Raw genomic sequence first — 12553 nt, 5'->3', positions numbered from 1 at the left:
GTGATCCTAGACTGCTGATAAGTTCTTCTGAAGTTTAACGCGTTGCGGTTCCATCAAAAGGATGTTGGAGCAATTTTTAAGTCAGCTCCAACGTATGGCTCCGTAAGCTAACGCTCAAGTTAAGTTTAAATCCGGCAGACACCGACAGGACACCCTTCACAGTGGCAAAGATCGCGTAAATAGTTGGCATCATGAACGATGATTTTAGTCGTCGTCATCGAAATGACATTGTCTTTTTTCCACTGAGAAAACATCCGGTTGACCGTTTCACGTGGTGCCCCGATCAACTGACCGAGTTCAGTATCCGACGGTCGCTTCGAAATCACGTAATCGTCATCGACTTTTTTTCCGTCCATTGCGATTAGTCGTAAGAGTGTCGAAGCAAGTGCCCCTTGTTTCCCGAACAATAAGAGGTCACGTAACTTCGTTTCCGTTTGTTTTCGCATCAAGGCTTGCCAGCGCATGATATCTAACGCGAACGTTCCATCTTTTTTCATCAAATCTTCGAGTGTCGCTTTCGAGATGAAGCCAATGACACTGTCCTCCATCGTTTCGACACTATAGGAGCTTGGAAATGCTTCTCCGACATCGAATTCACCAAATAAGTCACCTTTGAAATATAAGAACATCATTAGCGGGCTACCTTTTTTCGTGAGCTTTGATAGTTTTACACCACCTTGTTTCACATAAAAAAGTTTATCGTTCATTTCCCCTTCCCAACAGACGATTGAGTCTTTTTTAAAAGATACCTCAGTCATGAACTCTTCAAGTAATTCACGTGTCTCACTCGACAACACGAACGTATTGGCTTCTGTCGTCCCACAAGTAAGCATCTCGCATTCTCCTTTCCGTAGCTTCTGCCTTCAGTATAGAACATCACAAGGGAAAATAGCGTTTTTTCAAAAGATTGTCAAACTTTGTTCACTATTTCACAAATTAAATAAACAAAAAAATCCAAGGTAGACCGATTGGATCTACTCTTGGCTCCGTTTAAGTTCCATTTATAATAAATAACGCATCCATTTTGAATCGGTATTCGAGCGCATGTAGCGGAACGGCAAATCGAACTTCGTCGTATTGTTGACGACTCCTTTACGGTGGCTGAACGTCTCAAAGCTGAATTTCCCATGATAGCCACCGATACCACTTCCGCCGACCCCGCCAAATGGCAAGTTATGTTGCGCAACATGCATCAACGTATCATTGATGCATCCACCACCAAATGACACACGATCGAGTACACGATGCTGAACAGCTTTACTTTCTGTGAAGAGATAGAGCGCCAACGGCTTATCACGGTCATTGATGAAACGGATGACCTCTTCCACTTCACGATAAGAATAGACTGGAAGAATCGGTCCAAAGATTTCTTCTTGCATCAACGGACTTTCTGGATCAACGTCCGTCATGACGGTTGGTGCCATCTTTCTCGTCGCTGCATCGACTTGACCACCAAATAAAATTTCACCTTGGGGCAAGTAGCCACTCAATCGATCCAAATGACTGTCTGAAACAATCTTGACGTAAGAATTCACACCAACACCATTACCATACTGGGCAAAAGCTTCCTTTTCAATCAAGCGTAAAAATTCCTCGCGGACGTCTTCATGGACAAAAACATAGTCAGGGGCGATACACGTCTGTCCTGCGTTTAACCATTTGCCCCAAGCAATTCGTTTTGCAGCAAGCTTTAAGTTCGCATCGCGGTGAACGATCGTTGGAGACTTCCCGCCGAGTTCCAGCGTGACAGGTGTCAAATGTTTCGCCGCTGCTTGATGGACGATTTTTCCGACACGCGTCGACCCCGTAAAGAAGATGTAATCAAACTTCTCTTCAAGAACAGCTGAACTGACGTCCGCATCCCCCTCGATGACAAGTCCAAATCGTTCGTGAAATGCCGTTTCAAAGACTTCACGGAGAACACGCGAGACGTTTGGTGTTAGTTCTGATGGTTTCAAGACAACCGTATTTCCGGCAGCGATCGCCCCGATGATTGGTGCAACAGCGAGCTGGAAAGGATAGTTCCACGGCGCGATGACGAGCACGTTTCCATATGGTTCATAATGGATGTCACTTTTTGACCCGATATGTAACAACGGTGTCCCGACTCGTTTCGGTTTAGCAAGTCGGCGAAGTTTCTTCTCCATCCGTGCGAGTTCGCCGTAGACGAATCCGATTTCCGTCGTAAACGCATCTTGACGTCCTTTATTCAAGTCCGTTTTTAATGCCTCATAAATTGCTTCTTCATGCGTTTCAATCGCTTGCTTTAAAAACGTCAACATACTTAGACGAAACGCAACACTTCGCGTCGCGCCTGTCTTAAAGAAATTACGTTGCGTTTGAACAAGATTCGAAATAGTTGATTCAGTCATCGTCGATTCCATCTCGTGTTCCTCCTCATGGTCTAGGCTTTCTTTTCCTCATTCTATCATAGCGAATGAGCAATGATTCAATCGTATGCTCCCTCTTCTTTGTGATTAGACAAAAAAGCAGGACTCGAAACGCGAGTCCTGCTGTGTTCGTTTCATGAAGACAGTGATTTTACCATCCGAATCGTCTTATTTCATCTGATTGATTACAGCTGAATCGCTGTTTCAAGTGCCACTTTCATCATATCATTGAACGTCGTTTGGCGTTCTTCAGACGTTGTTTCTTCTCCCGTTAGGAGGTGATCTGAAATCGTCAAAATCGTCAAAGCATTGACTTTATGTTTTGCAGCGAGTGTGTAGAGACCTGCTGCTTCCATCTCGATTGCGAGGCAACCGAAGTCCGCCCATTTTTTGAAGTGGTGGAAATCATCTTGATAAAATTGATCCGTCGTGAAGACTTGACCGACTTTTGCGTCGATTCCGTGTTCTTGTGCCATTGTGTACGCTTTATGCAATAACTCGAATGAAGCTGTCGGCGCATAATCCAATCCATTGAAACGGACACGATTTTGAGCCATGTCGTGTGAAGCACTCATCGCGATGACGACGTCACGTACTTTTACATCCGGTGTAATCCCGCCCGCTGTACCGACACGGATCAAGTTTTTTGCACCATACGATTGAACGAGTTCATTTGCATAAATTGACATCGACGGAACACCCATACCTGTTCCTTGAACGGATACTTTTTTCCCTTTGTATGTTCCTGTGAAGCCATACATCCCACGCACTTCATTATAAAGAACAACGTCCTCTAAAAATGTTTCGGCGATGTACTTCGCGCGAAGAGGATCTCCCGGAAGTAAAACTGTTTCTGCGATTTGACCTTCTGCTGCATTAATGTGTACGCTCATGTACGTTTCCTCCTTGACGTTCGTTTAATTAAATAGATAACAACTCTCTAAACTCATTCGGTGTCATGCCGAATTGCTTCTTAAATACTTTTCGAAAATATTTATCATCCTGATACCCGACTTCAACGGCAATCTCATATATACGGGCATTCGTCTCTCCCAGCAATTCCTTTGCCCGATTTAGACGAATCGTTTGGATATAATCCGATAAGTTAACCAAAAAACGCTGTTTAAAGCGCCTTGATATATATTCTCGGCTTAAGTAGAAGCGCTCACTCATGAGCTGGAGCGTTAACTCTTCCGCATAATGTGTCTCGATATACTTCGCAATTTGATCAATCGCCTCTCCCTGCTCTTGAACTGGGCAAATCAGCTCCATTGCTCGGGAAAGCGCATCATTTAAAACATCTGGATCGATCGGTTTCAATAAGTAATCAAACGATTGATGTAAGATCGCACGACGCATATACGTATAATCATCATACCCTGTCAACACGATCGTGACGACCTTTGGATGATGATTTTTTGTCCATTCTAATAAACTTAATCCGTCTACTCCCGGCATTTCAACATCGGTCAGCATCAATCCGACTTTTTCTTCATTTAAGATTTTTTTCGCAGCTGCTCCATCTTCCGCTTCAAAAATATGCGATACTTTCCAGTCACCCCATTCACCAAGTAACTTTACAGCGTCACGAACGTGTTGTTCATCATCAACGATTAGTACATTCATTACAATTCCTCCTGTTCGATTGGAATTCGGATAGTGATTCTGAATCCACCTTCTATTGGAGATTGGAGCGTCATGTTTGTGCGTTCACCGTAAAAAATTTGAAGACGTTCGTATATATTGTGTAAGCCGATGCCAGATGTTTGCCGGTCTTCAGGAGCGCGATGTGCCCGCATTTTTTGGTTAATCATCTCAAGATCTGCCTCAGACATGATCGGTCCGCTGTTTTCGACGCTAATGATCAGTTGGTCCCCATCGGTTCTAATTTTGTACGCCAAGTAATTATCTAACGCATCACTTTGCTGATTAAAGGCATGTTTAAAGTAATTCTCAGCGAACGGTTGCAAAATCATTTTTGGTACTTCAATCGGGTTCATGTGCCAAGGGACATCGACGATATAACGAAATTTTTCTGGGAAACGCTGTTGTTGTAAGCGCATATACCCTTGAAGATGGTCGACTTCTTGCTTTAATGTGACAATCGTCTGTTCGTTGTTCATCGAATAACGCATCATTTGTGAAAGACCGGTTATCGAACGGTAGGCGACTTTCCGGTCCCCTTGCAACGTCGTTGTTCCGATCGATTGTAGCGCATTAAATAAGAAGTGTGGATTGAGCTGTGATTGCAACGCACGTAGCTCGTTCGTCCGATTTTCAAGTGCTAACCGGTATTCTCGTTTAATCAAACGATCCATCCGGTGCACCATTCGTTGAAACTGGCGATTCAATAAACCGATTTCATCATTTGTCGTCGCGACAAAACGTGTGGAGAGGTCCCCTTGCTCGACCCGCCAGACATTTGCCGTCAATTGTTTGATCGGTTTTGTAATTTCGAGTGCGACGAGACTTGCCGCCATAATCATTAATAGAAGTGACACTAAACCAATCACCAATAAAATGATTGCCGTTTCATTTGCTCCCTTGATGACAGAAGCATAAGGAATTTTCTTGATCAGTGTAATCGGCACGCCTTGCTTTTCGGTCTTCACATACACGATGAACGAGCTACCGACGTGCATGCTCCCACTTTTTCCAGTCATTTTTTCAGTCGTCACCGGTAATGTCGTTCCTGTCTTCGCGATTAAGTGATTCCCACTCATTAACCATAATGATTCGTCCGGTGAATTTTCAAACAGCTGTAGTTGTTGTTCAAATACCCGAACTGGAATGTCTACTGACAAAAAGCCGATGGGTTCACTCGTTTCGACGCGATCAATCCGGTAACGAAAACTGACGACTTCTTTTTCATCAAGAATCATCGTCCGAGAATTATATGCTGTAATCACATGTTCCGGGTCTATCAACCAACCATTTTCTTGTTGCATCAATCGAAAATAATCAGTCTCTTGTAACCAATCAAATTTGCCACGACCGGAAGTCTTCATATTATAGACAGAGTATTCCGAGTACCCTTTTAAAATCACAAAATGAATTTGTTCAACATCCTGTCTTGATAAAAAGAGACCGAGTAAGGAACGAGCGACGACACTATCTGACTCACCAAGCTCAGCATCGGCACCAGCATTCATAATATTCATCAATGAACGATTAGCGTAGAGACTTGTTGATAACCGTTTCACGTCTTCCATATAATGACTGATTTGACTATTTCCGCGTTGGAGAGCGCTTAAACTCGAACGCTCGGCTTCTGCAATGTTTTGCTGACGTACATATATATAAGAAGCAGTTGTAGCAAGTGTTGTCGGAACCAAGATAGCGAGGGCTACAAGTAATATAAGACGCGTCCGGATGCTCTTCATTTTGCCACCTTCCACCCTTTTTCTTCTAATAAATAGTATAGCACAACTGTATCCGCTTACATCCACTTCCTTTTAGCGCTTACGATGGTTTATAGATCAAGTTATCCATAATATACTTAAAAAATAATCCTTGATTCCGAATGAATAATCATATAGTATCGTTAATGTTCGTTTTTTAATTAAACTCATCGAAGGTGGTTCTCTATTTATGTTTAAGCTTTCTGCCCATAATACGACCGTGAAACGTGAAATCCAAGCCGGGTTCATTACGTTCATCACGATGGCCTATATTTTAGTTGTCAACCCAACGATTTTAGCTGACGCGGGCATTCCGCAAGCACAAGCATTTTCTGCGACCATTATCGCTACACTCGTCGGAACGCTTTTAATGGGGTTATATGCGAATCTCCCTATCGCCGTTGCACCGGGCATGGGACTGAATGCGTACTTCACGTATACTCTCGTCATCGGTGAAAAAATTCCTTATCAAACAGCACTCTCTGTCGTCTTTGTATCCGGAATCATTTTTCTATTGCTCTCGTTGTCTCCAATCCGGACGAAACTGATTGAAATCATTCCACTGACACTCAAGTTAGCGATCACTGGTGGAATTGGACTTTTCATCGCTTCACTTGGACTGAAGATGTCAGGTATTCTTGTTGCAGATGAAGCGACTTTGATTACGATTGGCTCACTGTCTTCACCAGAAGCTATTATTACACTCATTGGTTTGATGACTGCTGCCATCTTAACTGTCAAACGTGTTCCAGGTGGATTACTGTACGCGATGATTCTTGCGGGTGCGCTCGCTTTCATCACGGGAGAACTCAAATTTTCAAATACACTCACGGCTTGGCCAACATTACCGGAAGGCTTGTTAGTCACAAACCCTTTCACAGCGATTCAAGATGTCTTTCAATACGGACTCTTTAGTGGTGTCCTTTCGTTCGTCCTCGTAACGATGTTTGATACGACAGGTACGATGGTCGCAGTCGGTGAACAGGCCGGACTGATTGAGAAGGACGGTTCACTTAAAAATAGTGATCGTGCTTTATTATCTGATTCAACGGCGATGGTCGTCGGTTCGATCTTTGGTACAAGTCCTACGACTGCTTATGTTGAGTCTGCTTCTGGTGTTGCTGCCGGAGGACGTACTGGTTTAACGTCGGTCACAGTCGGTCTGCTCTTTGCGCTCGCAGCGATTTTCGGACCAGTCGTCCAAGCGATTTCAGGTGTTCCTTCGATTACGGCACCCGCTTTAATCCTTGTCGGTGCATTGATGCTTCAAAACATCAAGCAAATTGCGTGGGAAGATTTCAGTGAGGCCTTCACTGCTTTTCTAATCATCATCATCATGCCGCTTTCAGGAAGCATCGCGACCGGAATTGCCTTCGGATTCATCGTCTATCCGATCATGAAAGCCGTACAAAAGCAACGGGTCCATGCCTTAATCTATCTATTTGCCATCCTGTTCTTTATCCAGTTATTTTTCTTATAAGATGTAAAAAACTCCTCTTCCCTATCATCGATTCGATAGGAAAGAGGAGTTTTTCATGTCGATCCCCACCATGTAAACCACTGGTCTGAGATCGCTGTAGTTACTGCTTATTTTTTCATTTTCATCCATGTCTTCGTGAAGTCCTGTAACATCTCTTCTGACGTTTTTTGTTTACCGATATAGGCTTGCATGATTGCTCCGTATTCATTTACAGCACCATCCGGATATTTGAACCAGTTCCATGAAATCGTTTTGCCTTCTTTCGAGTAAGCTTGAATATCTTCTGCAAGCGGTCCTAAGTCCGTCGCTTCGATGGATTTAAAGGCCGGAATGAACTTAAATTTATTGACCATATAGTCTTTTCCTGTATCCGATGTCGCCATCCACTCGAGGAACTTCTTACCTTCTTCTTTATTCTTCGAGTTTTTATTGACGACCCAGTTATTCGGGACACCAACCGGAAGACGGTCCATTTTTTCTTTATCATCATTGATCGGCATCGGGATGAAGCCCATTTCGATGTCCGGGTTCACATCCGTGATCAACTGTTGCGCCCAGTTCCCTTGCTGAATCATCGCTGTTTTTCCTTCAGCAAACTGTGTGACTTGTGTATTATAGTCTGTCGTCAACGGATTTTTATTCCCATATTCAATCGTTAAGTCAAAGAGATCAATAAATTCTTTAAACTGTTTGTTGTCCTCGAATTTCCCTTTTCCTGCGTTTAAATCTGCAATAAACTGGTCGGGATCATCTTGTTGCGCCATCGGAATATTCAAGAGGTGATTTCCGAGTACCCACCACTCGCCATATCCGATCGAGAACGGTGTCACACCATCTGCTTTAAGTTTTTTAGAAGCATCCGTCAGTTCCGTTAACGTTTTTGGTAAGTCTGTGATGCCAGCTTTTTTAAAGATTTCTTTATTATAAATAAAACCATAGCCTTCTAAGTTCATCGGCATACCATATAGTTTTCCATCAATCGTCATCGGTTCTTTTGAAAGATCAGTTAAGTCACTAACCCACTCCTCGTCTGATAAATCTTCAAGTTTATCTTGCCACGTTTTTGCTTCAGCAAAACCACCATTATTGAAGACATCCGGTTCATTTCCTGACGCGAACTGTGACTTCAAGGCTGCACCATAATCCGATCCACCACCGACTGTTTGAACGACGACCTTCGTTCCTGTTTCCTTTTCGTACTCTTTCGCCATTTGTTCCATGTCTTTCGCAATCTCCGCTTTAAACTGGAATACATTAAGCGTCTTTCCATCTTTGGAAGAATCACTGTCCTTAGAATCGTCGCTATTTAGCGTCCCACCGCCACATGCTGCTAATGCGACGACCATTGCCGTAGTGACGACTGGTACTGTTGCCCATTTACGTTTACGCATTCGGATACCTCCCTGATTTCGAGTTGATAATCGTGCTACGCTTTTACAATAAATGAAAACGCTACCAAATAAGATAGATAATTTTGTCGGGTGTGGTGGAAAATATTGAACAGTCGTTATCCGACCGAAAAACTCGGGATTAGTGTATAATGAAGTTAGAATTAAATTTTAACAAAGGAGTTTGATGCAATGTCCTTACCTTCGATTATTTTACTGATTGGTTCTTTGTTGTTCATCGCTGTCTGGACAACAAAATTATCTAGCCGCTTTAACATACCTGCTTTACTTATTTTCATTTCTTTAGGAATGATTGCTGGTAGTGATGTCACGGGCTTCATTCGTTTTGACGATGCAGAGTTGGCACAGTTGTTCGGTACGATTGCCTTAATCGTCATCTTGTTTGAAGGTGGTCTTCAAACGGTCTGGAAAGATGTCAAAAAAGAGCTCGCCCCATCTTTGTCCCTCGCGACGTTCGGTGTGTTCATCGCAACGACTGTCGTTGCCGTTGCTTCCCACTATATTCTTGGCTTTAACTGGCCCAATTCCTTTTTACTCGGAGCCATCGTCGGGTCGACAGACGCGGCTGCTATCTTTTCTGTGCTGAGTGGTCAATCCGTCCGGCGTAAAGTGGGTTCAACCCTCGAAGTCGAATCAGGGACAAATGACCCAATGGCTGTATTCTTGACGGTTCTCTTTCTTGAGTTTGTCACCAATCCGCAAGATGCCTCTCTTTTAAACGGCTTGTTTTCACTCACTTGGGAGATGGTTATCGGATTGTTACTTGGACTCGCGATTGGTTGGGTCGCTTCTGCCGTGATCAACCGAATCGATTTAAGTTCTTCTAGTTTTTATCCGATTCTCTTGATGTCATTTGGTTTCCTCTCATTCGGTATTGCTTCTGCTTTCTCAGCAAGCGGATTCTTAGCTGTCTATGTCACAGCCATTTACATCAGCAACCATGAACTTGTCTATCGGCAGACACTCGTCCGTTTCACGATGAGCATGGCCCATCTCGCTCAAATCGGAATGTTCATCGTACTTGGTCTACTCGTCTTCCCGAAACAGCTGCTTGATCCTCAAGTCATTCTTTCGTCTATCGCGCTAGCTTTGATTTTGATTTTCATCGCTCGTCCACTTTCTGTTTGGTTAAGCTTACTGCCGTTTAAATACAGTTGGCGTGAGAAGATTTTTATCTCGTTTGCAGGTCTTAAGGGTGCTGTTCCAATCATTCTCGCTACTTATCCACTTGTTGCAGGAATTGATAATGCCTCGATGATTTTCAATATCGTCTTCTTCACAGTGCTACTTTCGACATTGATTCAAGGGAGTTTGTTAAGTTTATTAGCTGACCGCTTACACTTAAACGAAACGGGCTCATCAACAATTCAAACCGTCATCGAATTTATGTCGATTGGAAAACCAAACGCTGAAATCATTGAATTAACGATTCCACGTCACCATCCGTTCATCGGAAAAATGATTTCAGATATTCAACTCCCTCAAGAATTTTTGATCACGGCAATCATCCGTGACGACCAAATCATTACGCCGCGTGGTGATACTGTATTCGAAGGAAATGATCAACTGTTGTTGTTGACACCGAAACACCGGATTAAAACGTTAAAACGCTTCCTGTTCCCTAAAACGTCATAACAAAAAGGAGAATCGTGTTTACGATTCTCCTTTTTTCGATTTCCGACGATAAATAATGTAACCGACGATTCCGATGATGATAATCCCGAGAATCCACCACAGTTCTTTTTCAAGTGCTTTTAACATCGACTCTGCACGTGCTACCCCAAATTTTTCTCCTAGCCAAATATAGAAGAACGAGACCGGAAATAATCCGACACTCGAAGCAAGGATATAACGCTTGAAGGAAAGATTAAATAGTCCACAGGGAATCGAGACAACCGACCGAACGACAGGAAAGAAACGACCAAATAGTGCTGACCACGTTCCGTATTTCGAAACAATTCGTTCCCCTTGATCGATTTCCCGTTCTTTAATCAATAACCATTTCCCGTAACGGACAAGTAATGGTCGTCCAGCATAACGACCTAAAAAATAAAATAATATCGCTCCCATCAGGCTACCAAAGAAGCCGATTAAGACAGCCGTCGTCCAGCCGAGTGTTCCGTTTGAGACATACAGACCCAGTAAGGGTAACCCGACTTCTGCCGGAATTAATTCAGTACCTAATCCAAGAATCATAATCCCTAAAAAAAGCCAGAGATTTGACTCTCCAGCTGCAAATAACCACTCTAACACGCTTAACCCCTCCTCTTTTTTAACCTCGCGGACGGAGGAGATAATAGATGATGACGACAAGTGTCGTCCATACACCAGTGAAAATACCAATCACACCTACAATAAAGAAACCTAGTGCTACCATTGAGCCTGTTTTTTTATAATCACGCCACATCGTTCGAAGTCCTTTAATGTTAAACCAAAGAAATAGAACAAATAATAACGCAAATACCAGTCCTGTAATGAGTAATGCAGACATGTCTTCACCTCTTTCTTATTTATTCTTATGCCCATTATACGTCAATTCAACACGTTTTCCCTCCGTCTAAGGTCTTATGAACTTACTCATACTAAAAAAGAGACCCCACGTTTGTGAGATCTCATTTTCATTTCTTCTATATAATATAGTCACTCGCTTACAGGAGGTGCACACCTTGCTCGCGGTACGAACGACGCGTTTCCTCTGACCAGACGGATGCTTGGACTTCCCCGATGTGACGTTTCTTCAATAGGAACATCGCCATTCGTGATTGCCCGATCCCTCCTCCCATCGTCAACGGGAGTGTCTCTGAAAGAACACCTTGATGGAAAGGAAACTCTAATTTTTCGTGTTCTCCTGTCGTCTTGATTTGAGACAAGAGTGCCGCCCGATCGACGCGAATTCCCATCGATGATAACTCAAAAGCACCAATTTCCGGGTGATGAACTAAAATATCACCGTTTAGTGACCAGTCGTCGTAATCAGCTGCTCGGCCATCATGTTTTTCTCCAGAAGCTAAAGCTCCGCCGATTTGCATAAGGAAGACCGCACCGTACTCTTTTGTAATTGCCGTTTCCCGCTCTTTTGATGATAGGCTCGGATACGAATCTTCGAGCTCTTGTGTCGTCATGAAATGAATCGTCTTCGGTAACGTCGCTTCAATCCCGAACTGCTCTTGAACTTCTAATTCAACTTGGCGAATTGTTTCATAGATGGATAAGACCGTTGTCTTTAATGAATCGATTGTCCGAGCTTCTTTTGAGATGATCCGTTCCCAGTCCCATTGATCAACATGAATCGAATGTGTCGCGTCGAGTACTTCATCCCGACGGATCGCATGCATCAATGTATATAGCCCTTCGCCTTCTGCAAACCCATATGTGTGCAACGCTTGGCGTTTCCACTTCGCGAGTGACTGAACGATTTCAAGTTCTACTTGATGATCGATTGCATCAAAGCGAATGACACGCTCCGTTCCGTTTAAGTGATCGTTGACACCTAGTGTGCTTTCTACGAATAAAGGTGCTTCTACACGTGTCAATCCGAGTGTTTTAGAGAACTGGTCCTCAAAGCGTTTTTTTACGAGTGTGATGGCTTCCTGTGTCTTTTTCATCGATACGAGTGTTGTCATGGTTTTCTTCCTCCTCAATTGTGTTTTGAAAAAGAAGCCATAAAAAAGAGCCCTTCTCTCCCAAGAATATGGGACGAAAGACTCGGTTCCGCGGTACCACCCATGTTAGTAGCAAAGCTACTCACTCAAAAGACTTGATGAATCATCATCTCAATCTTCGGCCATATGATAACGGACAGGCATTTCCGGCTACGCCTACTGACAATCGTGTTCGGGTAGCGACTCCAGGATGTTCTTCACAACTTGTTTC

General features: G+C 43.4%; 11 protein-coding genes and 1 other annotated feature (1 of these 12 running past the window's edge). Of the genes, 2 read left to right on the top strand and 9 right to left on the bottom strand.

Annotated features, from left to right (window positions below; all coding sequences use genetic code 11):
- Window positions 1–125: 125 nt before the first annotated feature.
- From A0126_RS02935 to A0126_RS02915, 5 genes are all read right to left on the bottom strand, one after another.
- Window positions 126–833: a Crp/Fnr family transcriptional regulator gene (locus tag A0126_RS02935; RefSeq protein WP_088836388.1), complete on the bottom strand. Its 708-nt coding sequence runs from the start codon at window positions 831–833 to the stop codon at window positions 126–128.
- A gap of 168 nt (window positions 834–1001) precedes the next feature.
- Window positions 1002–2384 carry an aldehyde dehydrogenase gene (locus A0126_RS02930; RefSeq protein ID WP_088836387.1) on the bottom strand — a complete coding sequence of 461 codons (1383 nt, stop codon included), beginning with the start codon at window positions 2382–2384 and terminating at the stop codon, window positions 1002–1004.
- Window positions 2385–2575: 191 nt separating this feature from the next.
- Window positions 2576–3283 (bottom strand): purine-nucleoside phosphorylase, encoded by a 708-nt coding sequence (gene deoD, locus A0126_RS02925; RefSeq protein WP_029332717.1) that lies wholly within the window; start codon window positions 3281–3283, stop codon window positions 2576–2578.
- Between the two features lie 28 nt (window positions 3284–3311).
- On the bottom strand, window positions 3312–4016 hold the full coding sequence (locus tag A0126_RS02920; protein ID WP_088836386.1) for a response regulator transcription factor: 705 nt from the start codon (window positions 4014–4016) through the stop codon (window positions 3312–3314).
- Entirely contained in the window at window positions 4016–5773 is a 1758-nt protein-coding gene (locus tag A0126_RS02915; protein WP_088836385.1) for a sensor histidine kinase, read from the bottom strand. The genes A0126_RS02920 and A0126_RS02915 overlap by 1 nt, the downstream gene beginning before the upstream one ends.
- A gap of 208 nt (window positions 5774–5981) precedes the next feature.
- Between A0126_RS02915 and A0126_RS02910 the strand changes: the two genes are divergently transcribed.
- Complete coding sequence (locus A0126_RS02910) at window positions 5982–7271, top strand: NCS2 family permease (protein ID WP_088836384.1); 1290 nt, start codon at window positions 5982–5984, stop codon at window positions 7269–7271.
- 107 nt (window positions 7272–7378) lie between these two features.
- Here A0126_RS02910 and A0126_RS02905 read toward each other — a convergent pair whose 3' ends face one another.
- Window positions 7379–8662 carry an ABC transporter substrate-binding protein gene (locus A0126_RS02905; protein ID WP_088836383.1) on the bottom strand — a complete coding sequence of 428 codons (1284 nt, stop codon included), beginning with the start codon at window positions 8660–8662 and terminating at the stop codon, window positions 7379–7381.
- A gap of 189 nt (window positions 8663–8851) precedes the next feature.
- Between A0126_RS02905 and A0126_RS02900 the strand changes: the two genes are divergently transcribed.
- Window positions 8852–10315: a potassium/proton antiporter gene (locus A0126_RS02900; protein ID WP_088836382.1), complete on the top strand. Its 1464-nt coding sequence runs from the start codon at window positions 8852–8854 to the stop codon at window positions 10313–10315.
- Between the two features lie 18 nt (window positions 10316–10333).
- On the opposite strand, the gene A0126_RS02895 is transcribed toward A0126_RS02900, so the two are convergent.
- From A0126_RS02895 to asnA, 3 genes are all read right to left on the bottom strand, one after another.
- Entirely contained in the window at window positions 10334–10933 is a 600-nt protein-coding gene (locus A0126_RS02895; protein ID WP_088836381.1) for a DedA family protein, read from the bottom strand.
- Window positions 10934–10952: 19 nt separating this feature from the next.
- Window positions 10953–11171, bottom strand: a complete 219-nt coding sequence (locus A0126_RS02890) for a hypothetical protein (RefSeq protein ID WP_088836380.1) — start codon at window positions 11169–11171, stop codon at window positions 10953–10955.
- A gap of 157 nt (window positions 11172–11328) precedes the next feature.
- The gene (asnA, locus tag A0126_RS02885) at window positions 11329–12303 is read right to left on the bottom strand and encodes an aspartate--ammonia ligase (RefSeq protein WP_088836379.1); all 975 of its coding nucleotides are present in this window, start codon (window positions 12301–12303) and stop codon (window positions 11329–11331) included.
- A gap of 66 nt (window positions 12304–12369) precedes the next feature.
- Window positions 12370–12553, bottom strand: a binding site (T-box leader); it runs 74 nt beyond the window's last position.

It is taken from the genome of Exiguobacterium sp. N4-1P (genome assembly GCF_002214325.1).
This window is presented reverse-complemented; position numbering and strand designations above follow the sequence as displayed.

Excerpts from the sequence above, each read along its gene's own strand:
- A0126_RS02935 (WP_088836388.1), bottom strand. The coding sequence starts at position 833 with ATGCTTACTTGTGGGACGACAGAAGCCAATACGTTCGTGTTGTCGAGT.
- A0126_RS02930 (WP_088836387.1), bottom strand. The coding sequence starts at position 2,384 with ATGGAATCGACGATGACTGAATCAACTATTTCGAATCTTGTTCAAACG.
- deoD (WP_029332717.1), bottom strand. The coding sequence starts at position 3,283 with ATGAGCGTACACATTAATGCAGCAGAAGGTCAAATCGCAGAAACAGTT.
- A0126_RS02920 (WP_088836386.1), bottom strand. The coding sequence starts at position 4,016 with ATGAATGTACTAATCGTTGATGATGAACAACACGTTCGTGACGCTGTA.
- A0126_RS02915 (WP_088836385.1), bottom strand. The coding sequence starts at position 5,773 with ATGAAGAGCATCCGGACGCGTCTTATATTACTTGTAGCCCTCGCTATC.
- A0126_RS02910 (WP_088836384.1), top strand. The coding sequence starts at position 5,982 with ATGTTTAAGCTTTCTGCCCATAATACGACCGTGAAACGTGAAATCCAA.
- A0126_RS02905 (WP_088836383.1), bottom strand. The coding sequence starts at position 8,662 with ATGCGTAAACGTAAATGGGCAACAGTACCAGTCGTCACTACGGCAATG.
- A0126_RS02900 (WP_088836382.1), top strand. The coding sequence starts at position 8,852 with ATGTCCTTACCTTCGATTATTTTACTGATTGGTTCTTTGTTGTTCATC.
- A0126_RS02890 (WP_088836380.1), bottom strand. The coding sequence starts at position 11,171 with ATGTCTGCATTACTCATTACAGGACTGGTATTTGCGTTATTATTTGTT.
- asnA (WP_088836379.1), bottom strand. The coding sequence starts at position 12,303 with ATGACAACACTCGTATCGATGAAAAAGACACAGGAAGCCATCACACTC.